The following is a 20,038-nucleotide window of genomic DNA, read 5'->3' on the forward strand; positions in this document are numbered from 1 at the left end:
TGATTTTGGGATCGCCAAAACTTCCTGCCCTCCCGCTCTCGTGAAGCCGGACGGCGGTGGTGAATGCGGCCTTTGTCCGTCGCTCGCTCGCGTGCTCAACGATGTGACGTCACGCGAACGGCAGGGCCTTGTTTTCATGATGCTATGCCAGTCGGACTCATGGTAGCACCGGTGTCGCGGCATTGCCTGACGGCGGGGACGACGCCCCACGAGTCGCGGGTCGAGCGCAGTATAACGAGGATTCTGACGTTTACGTAAACGTAATATAGCTGGCGTAAACCCTCGTCTGGTGTTCGTGTGACTCGACCCTGCGTGCTGGGGGCAGCAGCGGGCCCTGCGGCATCACGACGCACGACGTCCTTCGGATTGCGGCCGAAAATGACGTGATTGTGTCGCCAGGATGTCGAGAATCAAGCGTTTGTCGGCGTCTTCCGACATGCGGGTAACAACGTGTAACGGTTCGGGGCGCGCGGGAACGGAGCGGGCAGAATGCCTACTAATGCGTTACCCGACACGTTGGATACGCACATTGAGTAGTTTTAGTAATAAGCGTTTAGTCATAAGCGATACGTAAGAAGGAGTCACTGTGAATCAACGAAACATCGCCAAATTCCTGCTGGTTTCCGCTTCGTTCCTGACCCTGGAAGTGAGCGTCGCACGCGCAGACGAACTGGCGCGCGACAAGACGGCCCAACCCACCCCCATCACGCAGCAGCGAACCACGCAACAGCCGCAGCGTTACGAAGGCCCGCTCGACCAGCGCACGATCGATCCGCGCGAATTTCAGCGCCGCTAAGCCGCGGCCCGTCCACGCCGGCAGCGGAACGCAGGAACGCCCCGAGGCCTTTCCCGCGTCTCGCCCGCTCTCACGACCCGACATGCAGGGCGTCGCCTGACAAGGCTGGCGCCCTTTTCTTTGTGGGAAGGCTTCGATGTAATGTCTCGCAACTCGATTATTTTGACAAAGACTTCCTTGTAAACGAACTTATGCGCAATAATGTTGCGCATAAGCGTCAATATCAGGGGGGAATATGTCAAAACTGGAGTTGGACAAGATCGACCGGCGCATCCTCGCCTTGCTGCAGCGTAACGGCCGGCTGTCGAATCTCGAAATCGCCGAACAGGTGCGCCTGTCGCCCAGTCCCTGCCTGCGGCGCATCCGGCGTCTGGAAGAGGCCGGCGTGATCCGCGGCTACGTTGCATTGCTCGAACCCACGCGCCTCGGCCTGGGCCTGCTCGCCTACGTGAACGTTCGGCTCGACAAGCGTCATCCCGGCGACGGGCAGGGCGGCTCGGTCAACGAGCACTTCCGCAACGTGGTCGACACCTGGCAGGAAGTCGTCGGCTGCTACGCGATGGCGGGCGACATGGACTACCTGCTGCGCGTGCACGTGCGCGACATGGCCCACTTCTCCAACTTCATGCAGTCGCAGTTGCTCGTCCACCCGAGCGTGGTCGACGTCAAGACCAGCTTCGTGCTCGACCAGCTCAAGGAAACGACGGCGCTGCCGCTTCCCTGATGCCGCGGCGTGACGGCGCGCACCTATCTCGCCCGCCATTCTGACGGGACAAAAAAACCCGGCCAAGGCCGGGTTTTCTTTGAGAGACGGGGAAGTCGCGAGGCGCGCGTGCGACTGCCCGCCTTCAGGCGGCGCGCTGGTTCGGCAGCAGGGCGCCGAACCAGCGCCGGGCGCTGCGAAGCTGGCGCTTGATGGCGTAGTCGAAGGCGGCGACCTGCTCCTGCATCATTTCCGAGAGCATCGACTGCGTATCGGCCGGCGGCAGGCTGAGGTAACCGTCCGCTTCGCCGTAAGCGAAATTGATCTGCATACCGGCCTTCTTCGCGATGCGCATCATGCGGGCGTTGCGCGACAGGCAGTGCATGTACAGCGTATCCACGCGCCTGTTGCGGCAGTGAATCGCGGCGCGCTCGAACAGACGCGAGCCGATGCCGCGGCCGCGGGCCGACTCCAGTACCGATACGCCGAATTCGGCGACACGGCCGTTCTTGCCCTCGGGCAACTGCGCCACGTGCGCGACGGCAACCAGCGCGAGGTTGTCGTCGTACACGCCGAAGAGGCTGTCGCGAGTGAAGTCGAGGCTGGCTACGTAGCGGGTGATCACGTCGTCGGTGACGGCCTGGCCGAAACGCAGCAGGCGATCTTCTTCGCCGAGGGCCAGGAAGTGGCGTTGCAGGCGATGGACGTCGCCGGACGTCAGCTCGCGAATCAGCACGCTCGACCGCTCGTTGGCGGCAACCGTCGCGCGTGCGACGTCGGGCGTGGAGTTCGGGGCGTTCATGGCGTAATCCTTCGGTAACCTTTCATGCGTGCACCGGATTGTGCGACGCAAAAGAATTATACCTCATTGGGTAGGTAAAAACCCTAGGATATAGGCCCGGAACGCTGGAGGGAAACGTCTAAGTGACTGAAGAGCGGCGTGTTTCCGAGCGATCCGGCCGCGTTGTCTTCCACGAAGAGTTGTTGCGAGGCAACAAAAAAGGGCGAAGATTCGCCCTTTTCTTTGTGAGTGTGTGCTTACGCACTCATCGGCGTGACGGCGCCGTCTCGGCATTCGCCGCTTCGCTGCCTTCGGGCAGCGGTGCCGCCAATCCATGTTCGAGCACGGCGATGACCTCGTTGGCGAAGTCGCGATAGCGCATGCGCCCGCCGGGCTTGAGCCAAGTGAAGGTCCAGTTGATCATGCCGAAGAGCATCATCGTGAGAGCTGTCTGGTTGTGTTTGCCGATGCGATCCGGGAAAGCGCGGCAGAGCTGGCGGGCAAACGCCGCGACCACGTCGCGCTGGCGGTTGAGCACGATCTCGCGTTGCTCGTCGTTGAGGAACTTGACGTCGTTGAGCAGCGCGATGTGCCGCGTCTGCGACGTTTCGTACTCGTCGAGAAACGCCCGGATCAGTTCGTGAAACGTCTCGCGCTCCGACAGCCCGCGGCGTTGGCCGAGCGCCTCCACCTCGGTCACGATCAGCATCAGCCGCTTGGTGTAGCGTTCGAGCAGATCGAACAGAATGGCGTCCTTGCTGGCGTAGTAGTGATATAGCCGCGCCTTGGACGTGCCGCACGCGGCCGCAAGCTCGGACATCGAGGTGCTCGGATAGCTCGCGCGGGCGAATGCCTCGGCCGCGACATCGAGAATCTGTTCGCGCTGCGATTCGTGATCGGGCGCTTTGGTACGTGCCATAAACGGGGGTTACTCCAGTCGTAAATCGCACGCGGCGGGCGCCGTGGTGTCGCCGCGCAATGCGAGCCGGCCCGCCGCGCCGAGTTCGCGGCAGCGCCACAGCAGAAAAGTGTCGGTTGCAAAAAAGCCTTCGATGCGCGGCATCGTCTCGCCGAGAAACGCGGCCATCGGCGTCCATGCGACGGGCGCGAGCGTGATGATCTGGTCGTCGATCTGCGCGAACGTCGCGCCTTCGAACGTGTTGTGGACCCAGCGGCGCACCTGCGCGTTCACCTGCTTGAGCGCTCGCCATTCCAACGACAGACGGCCGATGCGCAACAGCGAAATCGGCGCGATGCGGGCAAACCGTTCGGCCAGAATCTCCGGCGCGTACATGCCCACGCTCGTGCGCCGCTCGGGCCCGTACCCCGCGCCGCCCGGTGCGAGGTCGCCGCCGCGCAGCGCGATCTCGTTGAGCCTTGCCGGCGTGCCGCGCAGCGTGAATGCCACGCGACGCAGCATCAACTGGTCCGAGGCGCTGTCACCATGCCAGCACACCACGGCGTTGTCGCCTTCGGCCAGACGTTGCAGTGCCGCCAGTTCCTCGCGCAGCTCACCTGCGTAGTCGCGTCCGGCCGCGGGCGCCACGCGCTGCCAGAAAGCCGCCCGCTGCCGCTCGTTCTCGTCGATTTCGCGCACCGGACCGATGGCCAGGTCGTCGCGCAGGACGAGCACGGGGTCGGCGCGGAGCGCTTGCGCCATCGCCGCGCGCAATTGCTGCGCGGCGATATCGCCACAGACGACATGGATGGTATTCATGCCCGGTAGTTTACGGTATTCCCGCAACCTCGGGTTGACGCTCCCGCAATGACCGAAATAATCGGCGCATTGGCCGGATTTCGCGTTCGATGCCACCGCGTTGGCGTAACGTTCGCACCGCATGGCAGACGCCCGGTCAATGTCGGGACGCCCGCCCGGCGCTGCGCCGGCCGGCCGCTTAACGCTCGTCGTAGCTCACGACGACGCGCTCGGTGAGCGGGCGCGCCTGGCACGTCAGCACGAAGCCTTGCTCGACTTCGTGGTCCTCGAGCGTGTAGTTCTTGTCCATGGCGACTTCGCCCTCGAGCACCTTGGCGCGGCACGTGCAGCATACGCCGCCCTTACAGGCGTATGGCAGCGACAGGCCGGCCGCGAGGCCCGTGTCGAGAATGCTCTGGCCTTCGTATGGCTGACGCAGGCGGCGCTCCTTGCCGTCCATCACCACGACCAGTTCGGCCATCGGCGTGTCGTCGGTGATGACGACCGGCTTCACGCCGGCTTGCGGCGAGGGCACACCGAAACGCTCGACGTGGATCCTTTCCCTGGCGACGCCGGCCGCCGCCAGCGCGGCCTCGGCGGCGTCCATCATCGGGCCGGGACCGCAGATGAAGGCCTCGTCGATGCTCGACGGCGGGATCAGCGTATCGAGAAACGCGGCGCATTTCTCGCGATCGAGCAGGCCATTGAATAACTCGACTTCCTGGGCCTCGTCCGAGAGCACGTGATATAGACGCAGACGACCCAGATACGTGTTCTTCAGGTCCTCGAGCGCTTCGGCGAACATGATGGACGGCACCGAGCGGTTGCCGTAGACCAGCGTGAAGCGGCTTTGCGGTTCGGCGGCGAGCGTCGTCTTGATGAGCGCGAGCATCGGGGTAATGCCCGAACCGCCGGCGAAGCCGACGTAATGCTTGGCGTGATCGGGTGACAAACGCGTGAAGAAGCGTCCGTCGGGCGTCATCACGTCGATCTGCTGACCCGGCTTGAACCGATCGTTGGCGAAGTTCGAGAACTTGCCGCCCGGCACGCGCTTGATGCCCACGCGCAACTCGCCCGTCGCCTCGTATTCAGGGACGCCAACGCAGATCGAGTACGAGCGACGTGCTTCTTCGCCCTCGATCTCGGTCTTTAGCGTGAGGAACTGGCCTTGCGTGAACCGATAAGCGTCGCGCAGCGCGTCCGGCACCGTGAAGGCAACGGAGATGGCGTCGGCGGTCTCGGGCCGGATTTCGCGAATGGTCAGCGAGTGGAATTGCGGGGTGGTCATCGTGGGCTTCCTTGCCGCCGGTCGCGGGCGCCGGCACATGTCGGTGCCGGTCTGGCCGCGTGCGAGGCGGGATCAGTCGGATCAATCAATAGGGCTTGAAGTAGTCGAACGGCTCGCGGCACGTGCGGCAACGGTAATGCGCCTTGCAGGCGGTCGAGCCGAAGGCGGAGACGACTTCGGTCTCGGTCGAGCCGCAGTGCGGGCACGGCACGCCGTCTTTCGGGCAGCCGTAGAACGTGATCTTGCGCGGCGCGTCGGCGGCAACGGCGTGCGCGCCCGTGGGCGGCGCGATGCCGTAGCGGCGCAGCTTCTCGCGCGCCTCGGGGCTGATCCAGTCCGTGGTCCATGCCGGCGCCAGCACCGTGGTGATGTGCCACGGGCCGAGGCCGGCGCGCGTCATCGCCGCGCCGATGTCCTGCGCGATCTGCTGCATGGCTGGGCAACCCGAGTACGTGGGCGTGATCACGATCTCGAACGCGGCGGCGCCGTCGCGCGTGAGCACGCGCACGTCGCGCAGAATGCCGAGCTCGCGAATCGATACGACCGGAATCTCCGGATCCGGCACCGATTCGAGCGTTCGCCACGCGAGCGGCAGCGACGCCTCCGAGGCCGGCGTGAGCACGTCGGGCGCGACGGGGGGCGTCAGCGGCAGGGTCATGGTCTTGTCGGCGAAGTCGGTGAACGGATTCATGAGTGGCTTATCCAGCGTATCGGCACATCGCGGCATATCCGGCATCTCGTGCGTGACGTGCATGAAGCGCGGCGGCTTACCAGCTTGCGCCGGGGTGCTGGCGCGCCAGCCCCTGCATCTCGCCGAGCAGATAGCTCATGTGCTCGGAGTGGTGACCGAACTTGCCCGTGCTCTCGAACGCGCCGCCGACCGGAGCCTCGAGCGTCGCCTCGGCGAGCGCGTCGCTCACGGTGGCGTGCCAGGCGTCCTTCAGGTCGGCCATGGCCACGCCCGTACCGGCGGCGGCCACGGCCGCTTCGAGCGGGTCGCGCTTGAACACTTCGTTCATGTACGGCATCAGGTAGTCGAGCGCGGCCTGTGCGCGGCGGTGCGATTCCTCGGTGCCGTCGCCAAAACGCACGAGCCAGTCGCGCGCGTGATGCAGATGATAGTTCGCTTCCTTGACCGACTTGGCGGCGATGGCGGCCAGTTCGGCGTCCGCCGAGTCGGCGAGCGCCTGCCAGACTTCCACCATCAGCGCCGAGTACAGGAAGTTGCGCACGATGGTCACGGCGTAGTCGCGTTCCGCGGCCGTGGTGCCGGCGCTCGGGCCGTAGTGCGGCAGCTCGACGAGCGTCCAGTTGCGAAAGGCGAACTCGTCGCGCCAGAAGGCGTAATCGTCCTCCTGCTTGGTGAAGCCCGTGAGTTCGGCTTCGATCCTGGCGGCGTGCTGATACAGCATGCGGGCCTGGCCGATCAGATCGAGGCTCAGGTTGGTGAGCGCGATGTCTTCTTCGAGTACGGGGCCGTGACCGCACCACTCCGCGTTGCGCTGACCGAGGATCAGCGCGTTGTCGGCGAGGCGCAGCAGATAGGACAGATGTTCCTGCGTCGGTTTCATGTTCTGGGTCTCACAGGGGGCGCGCCATGCATGGCGGCGCGCCGCCGCTTACATGTGGTTCACTTCTTCCGGCAGTTGGTAGAAGGTCGGGTGACGGTAGATCTTGTCGGCGGCCGGATCGAACAGCTCGGCCTTGTCTTCCGGTGCCGACGCCGTGATGGCAGCCGACGGCACGACCCAGATGCTCACGCCTTCCTGGCGGCGCGTGTACACGTCGCGCGCCATGCGCAGCGCCATTTCGGCGTCGGCGGCGTGCAGGCTGCCGCTGTGCTTGTGCTCGAGGCCCATCTTGCTGCGCACGAACACTTCCCAGAGGGGCCATTCCTTGTTGCTTGCTTGCGTCATGATCGTTCCTGATGTCTTGTGAGGTCTGGCGACCGAAGCCGGTGACGGCGGCTCCGGCCGCTCGCTCATGCGGCCCGCTTTTCGGCCCGCTGGCGCTGCTTGGCGGCGTGGGCGAGGGCGGCTTCGCGCACCCAGGCCCCCTTTTCGTGGGCGGCCACGCGCGTGCCGAGGCGTTCCTTGTTGCACGGGCCTTCCCCGCCGACCACGCGCCAGAACTCGCTCCAGTCGATCTCGCCGTAGTCGTGCGCCTTGCGCGCTTCGTTCCACTTCAGATCCGGGTCGGGGAAGGTCACGCCGAGCACCTTGGCCTGCTCGACAGCGGCGTCCACGAACTTCTGGCGCAGGTCGTCGTTCGAGATGCGCTTGATGCCCCACTTCATGGTCTGCGCGCTGTGGATCGAGTCCTTGTCGCTCGGGCCGAACATCATCAGCACCGGCCACCACCAGCGGTTCACCGCTTCCTGGACCATGTCGCGCTGGGCCTGCGTGCCGTTCATCATGGCGAGCAGGGCGTCGAAGCCCTGCCGCTGGTGGAACGACTCTTCCTTGCACACGCGGATCATGGCGCGCGCATAGGGGCCGTAGGAGCAGCGGCACAGCGGCACCTGATTCATGATGGCGGCGCCGTCCACGAGCCAGCCGATGACACCGACGTCCGCCCACGTGAGCGTGGGGTAATTGAAAATGCTCGAGTACTTCGCCTTGCCGGAGTGCAGTGCGTCGATCATCTGATCGCGCGACGTGCCGAGCGTCTCGGCCGCGGAATACAGATAGAGCCCGTGGCCGGCTTCGTCCTGCACCTTGGCGAGCAGGATGGCCTTGCGCTTGAGGCTCGGCGCGCGCGAGATCCAGTTGCCCTCGGGCAGCATGCCGACGACTTCCGAGTGCGCATGCTGCGAGATCTGACGCACGAGCGTCTTGCGGTACTCGGCGGGCATGTAGTCCTGGGGCTCGATCTTCTGATCGGCGGCGATACGCGCGTCGAAGCGGGCTTGCTGCTGCTGCTCCGCCTCGGTGAGGGCGATGACGGCGCCTGTGCCCTTGGCGCTGTTGCCGGCCAGATCGATGGCTTGCGTATACATAGAGGGAGGCCTCCGCGGCAGATAGGGATATGGGAGGCATTATAAACCGACCGGCCGGTCGGTCAATAAATGTTTTCCATTAGGCCGGGCGGGTGCCGACCCCGCTCCCCCTCTCCCTCCTCCCTCCTCTCCCCTCCCGCCGCGGTTTTCCGCGAGCGGCTAACGCACCTGCCGCATGGCCCGCCAGGCCGCCTCGAAGCGGGGATCGAGCATGGCGCCCACGTTGCAGCGCGACCAGGGCGATACCCGGTTCGAATCCAGGGTGAAGACGTGGCCGGGCGCCATGGTGACTTTGTGGGCGAGCAAGCGTCCGGCCAGACTCGCGGCGTCGGGATTGCCGGGAAACGCGACCCAGAGATAAAGCGACTGCGGGTTGCGCGCGAACACCTCGCAGCCGTGCGTGTCAAGCCACTCCAGCGCCTGTGCCGTGGCCTTGCCCAAACGTTGGCGCAAGCGCACCAGATGCCGCTCGTAATGACCTTCGCGGAGCATGACGTCGACCATGCGCTCACAGTACTCCGACCCGCTCACATGAATCAATGACCGCAAATCGGCCAGATCGCTGGCCAAACCCTCGCTGCAGGCGATGAATCCCACGCGAAGCGCCGCAGAAAACGACTTGGAAAAGCTGCCGATGTAAATCGTGCGTTCGAGCTGGTCCAACGTCGACAGACGCACCGACGAGGTCGGCTTGAAATCGGCCAGGGGGTCGTTCTCCACCAGCAGGAGGTTGTGACGTTCCGCAAGCTGCAGGACACGGTACGCCTTGGCGGCGCTGATGTCCGAGCCCGTCGGGTTGTGCGCCAGCGACTGCGTAAAGAACAGGCGCGGGCGCTCGGTCAGCAGCAACTGCTCCAGGGCCTGGACGTCAGGGCCGTCGGCCTGCCTCGGGACGCCCAACACGCGCGCCCCGGCGAGCTTGAGCTTGCCGAACAGCAGGTAATAGCCAGGATCGTCCACCAGTACCGTCGCGCCGTGCGGCACGAAGTAGCGAATCACCAGATCCATGGCTTCGTTCGCGCCTTGGGTCAGCACCAGTTGCTGCGGCGTCACTTCAAGGCCAAATACCCCCAGCTTGCGCACCAGGCTATCGCGCAGCGGCGCATAACCGAAGCGGCTGCCATAGCGGAACAGCGAGCCGAGCCCCGTTCGCACCACCTTCTGGTGATAGCGATCCATGCGCATGTCGGCCAGCCACTCGACAGGCGGGAAGCCGTCGCCGACCGCGACGGCGTCCGGCTGGCTCTTGAGCTGTTCGCGCATCAGCCAGACCACGTCCATCGCACGGGTGAGCTGCCCCGCGTCGTCATCCCGAGCGAGGCGCGCCTGGGGCTGGACATAAAAACCGGCACCGCGCCGGGACTCGACCAGCCCACGCGAGACGAGGAGATCGAAGGCCGATACCACGGTGTTTTTCGCGTAATTGTGCAAATGCGCCAACTCGCGCAGCGACGGGAGCTTGTCTCCCGCGCGATACACGCCGTCGGTAATCTGCTGCCCTATCAAATCGGCCAGACGCTCCGCAATAGGGGCCTGACGCTTGCCGCCACCCGCCATTCAAATCTCCCGAACCATGCGTTGCCAGTCGGCATCCAGAGGGGTCCAATGCTGCGTCGCAGCAGTACTGTCCTCCCAAACTGTACCTGTATTTAGCGGTACAGTTTGACTAAATTCACGGCCAACCGTCCCCTCGTATTCATATCCAGTTCTGGATGAGCAGGAGTTTCCATGGCCGTCGATTCGCGTCTTCCCAATTTCCGAAATCTCACCCCCGCTCAGCGCTGGGCGCATGTCGCCGCCGCATGCAATCTCAGCGACGAAGAGCGCGCATTGCTGGCGCAGGCCGGTGCGCTGCCAGCCTCCCTGGCTGACGGCATGATCGAGAACGTGGTGGGCACGTTCGAGCTGCCGATGGGGGTGGCGGGCAACTTCCGCATCAATGGCCGCGACGTGCTGATTCCGCTGGCAGTGGAAGAACCCTCCATCATTGCCGCCGCTTCGTACATGGCCAAGCTCGCGCGTGAGAATGGCGGCTTCGAAACGTCGAGCACCTTGCCGCTGATGCGCGCCCAGGTGCAGATCGTGGGCATCCGCGACCCCTATGGTGCAAGACTGGCATTGTTCAAGGCCCGCGAGGAGATCCTCGCGCAAGCCAACAGCCGGGACAAAGTGCTGATCGGTCTGGGCGGCGGCTGCAAGGACATCGAAGTCCATGTCTTCCCCGATTCCGCGCGCGGCCCTATGGTCGTGATGCACCTGATCGTCGACGTGCGCGACGCCATGGGCGCCAACACCGTGAACACCATGGCCGAATCGGTCTCGCCACTGGTGGAAAAAATCACGGGCGGTTCGGTGCGCCTGCGCATTCTCTCGAACCTGGCGGACCTGCGCCTTGCCCGCGCGCGAGTACGCCTGACGCCGCAAACCCTGGCGACCAGCGAGCGTAGTGGCGAAGAGATCATCGAAGGCGTGCTCGACGCCTACACGTTCGCCGCCATCGATCCCTACCGCGCCGCCACGCACAACAAGGGCATCATGAACGGCATCGACCCCGTCATCGTCGCCACAGGCAACGACTGGCGCGCCGTGGAAGCCGGAGCCCACGCCTATGCCAGCCGCAACGGCCGGTACACGTCGCTCACGCACTGGGAAAAGGACAATACCGGCGCGCTGGTGGGAACGATCGAGCTGCCCATGCCCGTGGGCCTGGTCGGCGGCGCCACCAAGACGCATCCGCTCGCACGCCTCGCGCTCAAGATCATGGACGTCAAGTCCGCCCAGGAGCTGGGCGAGATTGCCGCGGCCGTGGGTCTGGCCCAAAACCTGGGCGCCTTGCGCGCGCTGGCCACCGAAGGTATTCAACGCGGCCATATGGCGCTTCACGCCCGCAATATTGCGCTGCTCGCGGGCGCAGTCGGGCAAGAGGTGGAAGTCGTTGCCAAGCGTCTGGCCGCCGAGCACGACGTGCGCACCGACCGTGCACTGGAAGTCCTGAAGGAAATTCGAGCCGGGCGCTAAGTATCTTCGGCCTCGCCGGGGACAGCCGGGCGAGGCCTTCCGATCCGAAACGAAATAACAACGAGCAAAGGAGACAAGGCCATGCGTTCCGACAGGCAAGCGTCGCACGGGCAACTCGCGCAGGTGTGGGGAGATACCGTCGACCTCAGGCATCTGAGCTGGTCCATTCTGATGGGCATCGGCATCAGCGTGATCGGGTTTTTTGCGGCAAGCCGTTGGCTGAACTCGGTCGTCGAGTCCAGGCCACTGGCCCAGGCCTATGCCATGCTCGCGGGGCTGGCCGGCTGTGTGATCGCAGGCGTCATCTGCGCCCGCATCTTCCCGCCCAAGCGCGTGGTGACCGAAGAAGACGTCGCGAGCAACCCCGAATGGCGCGCCGAAGTGCTGCGCGAGCTGGAGCAGCAACCCGGCGGTCTGGGCTCCGTGTCCGACCTGCCCCCGGCCGTGGTGCAAGAGCTCAAGGCGCTCAAGCTCTACGAGCTCTTCGTCACGCCCGGCGCAACCCAAAGCCGTGATGGCCAATAACCCGCGGAGTACACGGCATGGATTCCCTGCTCATTGAACAAATTGGCGTCGCCGTTGGCATGGGCCTGATCGGCGCCATCGTCTTCGCGGCAATCGGACTGGTTTCCGGTACGGACGAAACCACGACGCTCGCACCGCTCACCCTGCTTGTCGTGTTGCTCGGCGTTCCGCCGGCAGGCGTGTTCACCTTCTTTCTCGCCGGCGCCGTGGCCAAGCACATGACGCACGCCGTGCCCACCGCGCTGCTGGGCATTCCCGGGGATACGCTCGCTACGCCCTTGCTGCAGGACGCGGACTTGCTGCGCAAGCTCGGCGTGCCGCACATTGCCTTGCGCAAGATGGTCTCGGGCGCCATTGTCGCGGCCTTCATCGCCGTGCCGCTGGCCGTGCTGTTCGCCGTGATGCTCGCACCGTTCGGCTCGATCATCACCAAGACCGCCCCCTGGATTTTTCTGGCCGCGGCCGTGCTGATCGCCTATTTTTCCAAAGGCCGCTGGGGCGCAGTCGCCTTGCTCGTGCCTTTCGTGGTGGTGATTCTCGCGCTGCAGGCACTGACCGCCAAGTTCGACACGAAGCTGAGCATCAGCTACTTCCTCGGTATCGCCATCGGCCCGCTGGTCGCCGATCTGTTCACCGTCATGGCGCCCGCCGGCCGCAAAGGCATGTTGCGCGACAAGGTTCGCCAGTTCAACCTGGCGCCGGATGTCAAAGACTGGTCCGGCTATTTCCCCAACCCGCTGAAGGTGCTGGATCGAACCCAAACCCGTTGGACATTGGCGACTGCCGCCATTTCGAGCGCAACGTTCGTCTTCAGCCCCGTGGCCATGACCGTGGTGCTGGGCGAGTTGGTGGGCTCGCGCATCAAGCACGCCTATCACCGTCTGACCACGGTGCTGAGCACTCGCAATGGCGTGACGGAAGCCACGTATATCGCCGAAGCGCTGATTCCGCTGATTGCGTTCGGTTTGCCGTTGAGCCCCGTGGCCGCGGGCCCCGCTGCGCCGCTGTTCAACGCACCTCCGCGCTTCACGGTCGACGCGGCCACGGGCCAGACCCACAACCTGCACAACCTGCTGAGCCACTGGGAGTTTCTCGGCTACGGCATGCTGTCCGTATTGCTGGCCGCGGTGGTGTCCTATCCGTTTGCGATGAACTACGCGCGCCGTGCGGCAATGTTCGTCTCGCGCAAGGTCAGCCACGAAGCCATCATTGCCACCTTTGTCGGCCTGATCATCGTGATCAGCGTCTGGGAAGGCGGTCTGCTGGGGCTGTTGGTGATCCTGACCATGGGCCTCATGGGCGGCTTGCTCTCGCGTACCTTCGGGTTCAACACCGGCGTGCAGTTCATGGGCTATTACACAGCCGTACTCAGCGTTCCCGCGCTGCTCAAGCTGTTCTGAAAGGGAGGGGTGGCGATGCCGGATACGTCGGGGCGCCGGGTGAAGGTCGTGGAGGTCGGGCCGCGCGACGGCCTGCAAAACGAAAAGCTGTCGGTGCCGTTGGGCGCCAAGGTCGAATTGATCGATCGGCTCAGCCGCGCCGGCCTGCGCTTTATCGAGGCGGCTTCGTTCGTATCTCCCAAGTGGGTGCCGCAAATGGCCGGCAGCGCCGAAGTCATGGCCTCGATCGAACGCCGCCCGGGCGTTTGCTACAGCGCATTGACCCCCAATCTGCAGGGGCTGGATGCCGCTCTGGCCGCCGGCTGTGACGAGGTGGCAGTCTTCGGGGCGGCTTCAGAAACCTTCTCGCAACGCAATATCAATTGCAGCGTCGCGCAGAGCCTGGATCGTTTCAGGCCGGTGGTGCAAAAGGCGCTGGAGGCCGGTGTGCCGGTGCGCGGTTATGTGTCGTGCGTGCTGGGGTGTCCCTACGAGGGCGATATCGCTCCCGAGGCCGTCCTGCACGTTGCGCAAGCGCTGTTGGCAATGGGGTGCCACGAGATTTCCCTGGGCGACACGATCGGGCGCGGCACGCCCGAGTCCACGCGCGAGCTGCTCGAGGTCTGCCTGAGAGACATTCCCGGCGAGCGCCTGGCGGGTCATTTTCACGATACCGGCGGCATGGCGCAAGCGAATGTCTGCCTCGCGCTGGACATGGGGCTTCGCACCTTTGACAGCGCTGTCGCGGGGCTGGGCGGATGCCCCTATGCCGAGGGCGCGTCGGGGAATCTGGCCACCGAAAAGCTGCTCGCGACTTTGCATGCCAGAGGCTACGAAACGGGCGTCGACATGGCCGGGGTCCAGGCCGCAGGACGCTATATCCGGCAGGTGTTGAGCGATTTGCGCCGCCAGCAAGCGGCGTGATGATCGAACCGCAGTCCACGCCGCGCTGACGAGCGGGCGTGTGCCGCGCAGCCCCGCCCGCCGGGGCGGACCGCTACGAGGCGAGGTCCGTGAGAACGGGCGTGAGCGCTTCGCGCGCGACGAACTCGAAGCGGGTGCCGTGGGCGTCGCGACACAGACGTCCGGCGCTCGGGAACGGGAAATGCGCCGGAATCACCAACGTGGGCTGGTTGGCGTGGCGTTCGACAAAGGCGGTGCGCGTTGCGGCCGATTTCGCCGGATCGTCGCAGAACCGCGTGCTCAACGCCGGGTGACGGCATTGCAGCGGCGAGTGGAAGAGGTCGCCGCTGAGGATCGCACGATCGTCCCCGCTCTCGATCACGACACACACGTGACCCGGCGAATGTCCTGGCGTTGGCATCAGCCGGACTTCGCCGGTGATCCGGTGATCGCCCCGGACGATGTCGGCCAGGCCGGCGTCGAGGATCGGCGCGATGCTGTCGGCCATGTAATCGCCCGTTCGCGCGATGCCCGGCGCTGCGCCATCGCCTTGCCAGAAATCGAGCTCGGCATCGACAAACAGGTAACGCGCGTTGGGAAAGCTCGGTTGCCAGCGCCCGTCCACCATCCGTGTATTGCCGCCCACGTGATCGACATGGAAGTGGGTGCAGACGACCGTGTCGACGCACTCGGGCGGCGTCCCGCTGGCAGCGAGCCTGTCCAGCCAACCCAGCGAGGCGTGGTCGAACCCGTGGCGTACCCGTGATTTGCAGTCGCCGACACAGGTATCGACCACGATGATCTTGCCTTCGCTGCGCACGACGAACCCCTGAATGGCCACCACGAGTCTGTCGGTGAGCTTGTCGAACCACGCGTCGTTCTCACCCGTGCGGATCTCGGCAAGCATGCTGTCGGTCGCATCGGGGAAAATCTCGCTTAGCGCAAGCAGGGGGGCGCAAGACTCCACCACGACGGTCACCGTTGCGTTTCCGACCTTCATCCCGAAGGTCATCGGCTGCGCAGGCCTGTCAGATAAATTCGGTGTCGTTTCCATAGGTTGCCTGTTGATGGCACGCAGTCGGTCGGCGCGCCTCGAGTTGACGTGGTGTCGGTATGTCCGCCGATTCCAGGGACAAGCCCATTCGTCGCCGCTCAGAACCGGTGTCGAATTCCCGCGACCACGGCGGTCTGCTGCTTGTTGCTCGACGGCGCGGAGGCGAGGAACAAGACGGCCGTGGCGAGCGAGCCCGACGCCTTCACGTAATTAACGTAGGCGTAAATATCGGTCCGCTTCGACAGGAAGTAGTCGGCGCTCAGTTGTCCCTGATTCCAGTGCGATGTTGCGTCGATGCCGCCGTAACGGCCCAGCGAATAGACGTAAGCGGCCGACAACGCGAGCGCCGGGGTGACGTGATGGACGACGGTGAGGTCGAAATTGTTGATATGCAGGCGGGTGCCGTCGAGGTACGCGTACCGGACATCGGACACGATGCCACCGACGTGCGTCTTGCCGAACGCGTACTGCGCGCCGCCGGCCACCACGCGCTGCCGCTCCACGCCGACGCTGGCATTCACCGGACTGGTGTGAAACAGCTGGAATGCCCCGCCCGAGTAATCGTCGCTCACGGCGCCCGACGGGTTCGCCGTGCCGGGCCGGTCGATAGTCAGGTAGGTCACGGCATATCGCTGACTACCCCAGACGTAATTGACGCCGGCGCTAAAGGCCCGGTTTTGCTGGAAGGCGCCCGCCTTGTTGCTGAACGCATACATCGATTCGAACTCGAGGCCGTTCCATTCCGGACTCCTGTACTTGACGGAATTGCTATAGCGGAAGTTGCCTTCGATGTTGTCGTTGCTGCCGATGCTCGTTGCCAGGCCCGGCCCCATGGACTGTGGTTCGATGCGATCCAGGTAGTCCCACAACACGTCGTATTGCCGGCCCGCCGTGAGCGTGCCGTATGTCCTGCTCGACAGCCCCACAAACGCCTGCCGCCCGAACATCCGGCCACCCTGGCCGAACTTGCCCTGATTGATGTCGAACCCATTTTCCAACGTGGCGATGGTGGACCACCCGCCGCCGAGGTTCTCGTTGACGCGGAACCCCAGCCGGTTGTTCTGATTCGCCCCGCTCACGAGCTGGACGGCCGAACTACCCGACTGGTTGCTGAAGTAGCCGATGCCGTCGGAAATGACGCCGTAGATGGTGAACGACGTCTGCGCCAGCACGGGCGCCGAAACACTCATGAAAGCCGCGAGACATCCAAACCTGAGTTTCATATGAATCACCCGTATCGTTATCGAGTTGGGGGGCATGACGCCGCCAGGCGATGGCGGGAAAGCATGGATCTATATGTAAGTAGTACTAATCGACGCTCGAATGGATGTACCGCGCACGCGAGTTCCTGGCGTTTCAGATCGGCTTTCCTTCGCTAGACGACCAGTTACGCATCAATGTGTTGCTTGGCAAGCTCTCGCCGAGAAGCTTGCGCGACGCTTCGATGCCGGCGACCGGCAGGCCTGCCGGGTCCAGCAGGCCGATCTGCACCAGTACGCTCGCCTGATCCCAATAGATATGCTCGTTGTACAGCTTGTCGCCGCGAAAGCAGATGACGGCGAGCATGGCCACTTCGATGTATTTGCCTGTCGGCTCCACGCCGGGCAGCATCCAGTCGATCTCGCGGTCGTGCGTCGCGCAAAAGATGAACTCGTCGACGATACGGTCGGCGCCGATGGTTCGCGAAATCGGAATGAAGCGCGTATCGGCGGGGTTCGCGTGCACGAAGTGGTACTTGTAGAACCGCTTGAGCTCGTCGTGCCCCACGCCGCCGGTCATTGTCGGGATGTGGTTGACGTAAGGCGCATTGACCATGGTGGGCATGATCGCGTCGACGTCGCGTGACTCGAACTCGTGATAGCAATGCAGTTCCCACAGGGCATTGAGGTCATACACGGGGCCCAGCACCTTGCGAAGCAGGGCGATGGTGCGCGAATACGCCATGATCGACGCGGGCTTGTTGTAGTGCTCGCGCTCGGGCGTCGCGAACGCGTGATCGCAGTCCGCATAGACATAGTGCTCGATCTGCGGGTTCTCCGACAGCGCGGCGATGACGGTCTCGCGCACCGGTGGCGGCGAGAGGGCATCGTTCTCGGCGAAGTGAAAGACCATGGGGCAGCGGATCTGCGGCACTTCGTTCAGGAAAGCTTCCAGGCCCACGCCGTAATAGCTCACGGCGCAGTCGATATCCGTCGCTGCCGCGGCCAGCATGGCCAGTTTCCCGCCCAGGCAGTAGCCGACCGCGCCGATCTTTCCGATTTGCTGCGGCACGGCGCGCAGCGCCTTGAGGGTCGCGCCGATATCTTCGACGGCTTTGCCGAGGTCTAGGCGTTCATTGAAATCGAGGGCGCGTGCGAAATCTTCTTCGCCGTACCCGAGCACGGTGCCGGGGGCCATGCGCCAGAACAGATCGGGCACCACGACCACATAACCTTCCTGCGCGAACCGGTCGGCCATCTCCTTCATGAAAGCGTTGATGCCGAAGATTTCCTGCAACAGGATCAGGCCCGGTCCCTTACCCTGCTTCGGGGTCGCGAGGTAGGCCGAAAACGACTTCCCGTTCCCGGCCGCGATTTCGATGGTTTGTCCAGCCATGAGGTTCTCCTTTCGATAGGTGAAATCGATTCGGCGAGTCCAAATCGATGAATCGGGTCGACCGGTCAGCCGCTGCCGGCCAGTTGTCGCAGCACCGCGCTCCTGTCCGTGGCGAGGCCCGAGGCGATCGCCTTGGCCATGTCGCCGACATAGACATCCTCGGTGCCGTCGACGAGCGCGGCCAGTGTGGCGAGCACGACTTCGGAGGGCGCGAGCTTGGGCATGTCGCCCACGTCTCGCGACATATCGGTGTCAATCGCGCCGGGCATGACGGCGAGCACGCGCACGCCGTGCGCGCGAAGTTCGGCGCGCATGCCCTCGGTCATGCGCAGGGCGGCGGCCTTGGAGGCGCTCAGTGACGTCATCGCCGGCAATGTGGCGCGGGCCAGAATCGACAGAACATTGACGAGCGCGCCGCCATTGCGCTTGAGCGCCGGGGCGAATGCCAGCGTCATGTTCAGCGTCCCGAAGTAGTTCACTGCCATTTCCGCATGGGCGGCCTCCAGGTGGCCTGCCCGGAACGGCGGCACGATCCGGTTGATGCCGGCGTTGTTGATCAGCAAATTGACGTCGCCGGCAAGGTTTGCGGCGCGCGCGACGTCGGCGGCACGCGTGACATCCAGCGTTACCGGTACGACGCGCTTGTCGTTCCGCGGCAACAGCGCGACATCGCGCGCGCCGGCATAGACCTTGCGCGCGCCCTGCGCGAGCAGCGTTTGCACGAAACAGGCGCCAACGCCGCGATTGGCGCCGGAGACAAAGGCCACGGATCCTTCGACTTGCATGTCATGTCCTCGCAGTTTCGGGGGTCAGGTGCGCTCGGCCACGATGGCGCCGGCGGAATCGACCGTCAGACGGACCACGTCACCCGCATGGAGCGCGGCGGCCGAGCGCGCAATGACGACCGGGCCGGCCACGCTCAGGACGCTTGCGAGATGCAAGGGCGCCGCGTTGGGCAGGCCGACGCGTTGGCGTACAACGGTAGTCTCCGCGACGGTCCCCACGCCGAGCGGCACGCTTTGCCAATCGGCGCCGCCGCAGTTCGGGCAGAAGTAGCGCGCGGGAAAGAGCGTGTGATTGCACGCAGTGCACTGAAATGCCGACAACGTCATGACGCTTCTCCTGCTTCTCCCGCTTCTCTCGCTTGTCCCGTAACGCCTTCGAGCACCACGGCATTGCCGCACATGCCGTAGCGATACTCGACCATGCCGTAGCCGCTCACGACGGCAAGTCGCGCGCCGGCCACCTGGCGCTCGCCGCCGCCGTGCTGCAACTGCGTGATGGCTTCGACGAGCCCGTGCATCCCGCCCGCGGCCCCCGCCTGTCCCGCGGACAATTGGCCTCCCGATGTGTTGACGTTGAGCTCACGCGCGGCAATGCGTGCGAGCAGGGCGCGTATGTCGCCGTCGGGCGCGAAGCCGAGCTCGGCAAGCTGAATCAGCGCCATGACCGGGTAGTCGTCGTACACCGAGATCACGTCCATGTCGCTCGGCGCGACGCCCGCCTGCTGCCAAAGGGCCGGCGCCACGACGGCCAGGGGCGTCGTCAGCCCGTCGCCGGCCTGATGGTCCGTGTTGTAAAGGCTCTGCAGTGCGCGAATACGCACACTGCGCGTACCGCGGACCAAGTCGGCGCGTGCGACGATGATGGCGTTGGCGCCGCAGACCACCGGCACACAGTCGAGGCGTCTCAATGGATCCGCGACGAGCGGTGCTTCCAGGTAGTCCGCGAGCGTCATCGGGTCGCGGTACACGGCATTGGGGTTTTGCGCTGCCCATGCACGCTGCGCCACGCACAGTGCGCCGTAGTCGTGCGGGCTCAGATCGAACCGGCGGGCGTGGCGCTGCGTGAGCATCGCGAACACGGCATTGGGCCCGCCCGTCTCCAGCGGTCTGAGCAAATTGCGCGTCGTCAGGTTGTAGTGATCGACCAGTTGCCTGAAGTCGGACGTTTCAAAGCGGTCGCCGCAGAGCAGCGCGACGACGTTCGCGTCCCCGCACTGGATCGCCCGCGCCGCGTGCTGGAGCATGTTGATGGCGCTTGCGCCGCCATGGCAGTCGTCCATGCACCAGCGCGGGCTCAGTCCCAGCCGCCATGCCATGTCCACGGCATGGTCGGGGGCGAGGGTGAATGCGGCAACGCCCAGGCCATCGACGTCCTTGGCGGAGAAGCCCGACTGGGCGAGCACCCGGGAGAACGCGTCGGCGAGCAGATCGCCGGTGGAGCTTTCCGGGGCGCGTCGTCGATACGGAACCTCGGCGCCGGCGGCAATCAGCACGCCGCTGAAATCACGGGGTGTCAT

At 64.7% G+C, this 20,038-nt stretch carries 21 protein-coding genes; 6 read left to right on the forward strand and 15 right to left on the reverse strand.

All coding sequences use genetic code 11. The annotated features are described in order from the left end of the window. The first annotated feature begins 586 nt into the window (after window positions 1–586). A complete protein-coding gene (locus PNO31109_RS11320) occupies window positions 587–796 on the forward strand; it encodes a hypothetical protein (protein ID WP_150555616.1) in 210 nt (69 codons plus the stop codon). Between the two features lie 235 nt (window positions 797–1,031). After that, window positions 1,032–1,520, forward strand: coding sequence for an Lrp/AsnC family transcriptional regulator (locus PNO31109_RS11325; protein ID WP_150555617.1), 489 nt, complete (start codon window positions 1,032–1,034; stop codon window positions 1,518–1,520). A 124-nt stretch (window positions 1,521–1,644) separates the two neighbouring features. Here the strand turns inward: PNO31109_RS11325 and PNO31109_RS11330 are convergent, their stop codons facing one another. The 9 genes from PNO31109_RS11330 to PNO31109_RS11370 form a co-directional block, all read right to left on the reverse strand. Further along, on the reverse strand, window positions 1,645–2,301 hold the full coding sequence (locus PNO31109_RS11330) for a GNAT family N-acetyltransferase (protein WP_150555618.1): 657 nt from the start codon (window positions 2,299–2,301) through the stop codon (window positions 1,645–1,647). 244 nt (window positions 2,302–2,545) lie between these two features. Continuing rightward, window positions 2,546–3,199 carry a TetR/AcrR family transcriptional regulator gene (locus PNO31109_RS11335; RefSeq protein ID WP_150555619.1) on the reverse strand — a complete coding sequence of 218 codons (654 nt, stop codon included), beginning with the start codon at window positions 3,197–3,199 and terminating at the stop codon, window positions 2,546–2,548. 9 nt (window positions 3,200–3,208) lie between these two features. Then, a complete protein-coding gene (locus tag PNO31109_RS11340) occupies window positions 3,209–3,997 on the reverse strand; it encodes a DUF1835 domain-containing protein (protein ID WP_150555620.1) in 789 nt (262 codons plus the stop codon). A 178-nt stretch (window positions 3,998–4,175) separates the two neighbouring features. After that, the gene (gene paaE / locus PNO31109_RS11345) at window positions 4,176–5,264 is read right to left on the reverse strand and encodes a 1,2-phenylacetyl-CoA epoxidase subunit PaaE (protein WP_150555621.1); all 1,089 of its coding nucleotides are present in this window, start codon (window positions 5,262–5,264) and stop codon (window positions 4,176–4,178) included. Window positions 5,265–5,349: 85 nt separating this feature from the next. Continuing rightward, window positions 5,350–5,955 carry a 1,2-phenylacetyl-CoA epoxidase subunit PaaD gene (gene paaD / locus PNO31109_RS11350; protein ID WP_241013753.1) on the reverse strand — a complete coding sequence of 202 codons (606 nt, stop codon included), beginning with the start codon at window positions 5,953–5,955 and terminating at the stop codon, window positions 5,350–5,352. A 76-nt stretch (window positions 5,956–6,031) separates the two neighbouring features. Beyond that, window positions 6,032–6,835, reverse strand: coding sequence for a 1,2-phenylacetyl-CoA epoxidase subunit PaaC (gene paaC, locus PNO31109_RS11355; RefSeq protein ID WP_150555622.1), 804 nt, complete (start codon window positions 6,833–6,835; stop codon window positions 6,032–6,034). Window positions 6,836–6,883: 48 nt separating this feature from the next. Further along, window positions 6,884–7,180, reverse strand: coding sequence for a 1,2-phenylacetyl-CoA epoxidase subunit PaaB (paaB, locus tag PNO31109_RS11360; RefSeq protein ID WP_039406438.1), 297 nt, complete (start codon window positions 7,178–7,180; stop codon window positions 6,884–6,886). 65 nt (window positions 7,181–7,245) lie between these two features. Then, window positions 7,246–8,262: a 1,2-phenylacetyl-CoA epoxidase subunit PaaA gene (gene paaA / locus PNO31109_RS11365; RefSeq protein WP_150555623.1), complete on the reverse strand. Its 1,017-nt coding sequence runs from the start codon at window positions 8,260–8,262 to the stop codon at window positions 7,246–7,248. 159 nt (window positions 8,263–8,421) lie between these two features. Next, window positions 8,422–9,819 (reverse strand): aminotransferase-like domain-containing protein, encoded by a 1,398-nt coding sequence (locus tag PNO31109_RS11370; protein ID WP_150555624.1) that lies wholly within the window; start codon window positions 9,817–9,819, stop codon window positions 8,422–8,424. 171 nt (window positions 9,820–9,990) lie between these two features. On the opposite strand from PNO31109_RS11370, the gene PNO31109_RS11375 reads away from it, so the two are divergent. From PNO31109_RS11375 to PNO31109_RS11390, 4 genes are all read left to right on the forward strand, one after another. Continuing rightward, on the forward strand, window positions 9,991–11,280 hold the full coding sequence (locus PNO31109_RS11375; RefSeq protein ID WP_150555625.1) for a hydroxymethylglutaryl-CoA reductase, degradative: 1,290 nt from the start codon (window positions 9,991–9,993) through the stop codon (window positions 11,278–11,280). An 81-nt stretch (window positions 11,281–11,361) separates the two neighbouring features. Then, the gene (locus tag PNO31109_RS11380) at window positions 11,362–11,805 is read left to right on the forward strand and encodes a hypothetical protein (RefSeq protein WP_150555626.1); all 444 of its coding nucleotides are present in this window, start codon (window positions 11,362–11,364) and stop codon (window positions 11,803–11,805) included. Between the two features lie 17 nt (window positions 11,806–11,822). After that, window positions 11,823–13,205: a tripartite tricarboxylate transporter permease gene (locus PNO31109_RS11385; RefSeq protein ID WP_150555627.1), complete on the forward strand. Its 1,383-nt coding sequence runs from the start codon at window positions 11,823–11,825 to the stop codon at window positions 13,203–13,205. 15 nt (window positions 13,206–13,220) lie between these two features. Further along, a complete protein-coding gene (locus PNO31109_RS11390) occupies window positions 13,221–14,108 on the forward strand; it encodes a hydroxymethylglutaryl-CoA lyase (protein ID WP_150555628.1) in 888 nt (295 codons plus the stop codon). 73 nt (window positions 14,109–14,181) lie between these two features. On the opposite strand, the gene PNO31109_RS11395 is transcribed toward PNO31109_RS11390, so the two are convergent. The 6 genes from PNO31109_RS11395 to PNO31109_RS11420 form a co-directional block, all read right to left on the reverse strand. Continuing rightward, on the reverse strand, window positions 14,182–15,087 hold the full coding sequence (locus PNO31109_RS11395) for an MBL fold metallo-hydrolase (protein WP_241014264.1): 906 nt from the start codon (window positions 15,085–15,087) through the stop codon (window positions 14,182–14,184). Between the two features lie 152 nt (window positions 15,088–15,239). After that, window positions 15,240–16,331 (reverse strand): porin, encoded by a 1,092-nt coding sequence (locus tag PNO31109_RS11400; RefSeq protein ID WP_150555630.1) that lies wholly within the window; start codon window positions 16,329–16,331, stop codon window positions 15,240–15,242. Between the two features lie 166 nt (window positions 16,332–16,497). Beyond that, window positions 16,498–17,736 carry a dienelactone hydrolase family protein gene (locus PNO31109_RS11405; protein ID WP_150555631.1) on the reverse strand — a complete coding sequence of 413 codons (1,239 nt, stop codon included), beginning with the start codon at window positions 17,734–17,736 and terminating at the stop codon, window positions 16,498–16,500. Between the two features lie 65 nt (window positions 17,737–17,801). Further along, entirely contained in the window at window positions 17,802–18,521 is a 720-nt protein-coding gene (locus tag PNO31109_RS11410) for an SDR family NAD(P)-dependent oxidoreductase (RefSeq protein ID WP_150555632.1), read from the reverse strand. 24 nt (window positions 18,522–18,545) lie between these two features. Beyond that, window positions 18,546–18,848, reverse strand: coding sequence for a Zn-ribbon domain-containing OB-fold protein (locus PNO31109_RS11415; RefSeq protein ID WP_150555633.1), 303 nt, complete (start codon window positions 18,846–18,848; stop codon window positions 18,546–18,548). Next, window positions 18,845–20,038, reverse strand: a complete 1,194-nt coding sequence (locus tag PNO31109_RS11420; protein ID WP_150555634.1) for a thiolase family protein — start codon at window positions 20,036–20,038, stop codon at window positions 18,845–18,847. The genes PNO31109_RS11415 and PNO31109_RS11420 overlap by 4 nt, the downstream gene beginning before the upstream one ends.

It is taken from the genome of Pandoraea nosoerga (assembly GCF_902459585.1).
In the GTDB taxonomy this organism is placed as follows: Bacteria; Pseudomonadota; Gammaproteobacteria; order Burkholderiales; family Burkholderiaceae; genus Pandoraea; species Pandoraea nosoerga.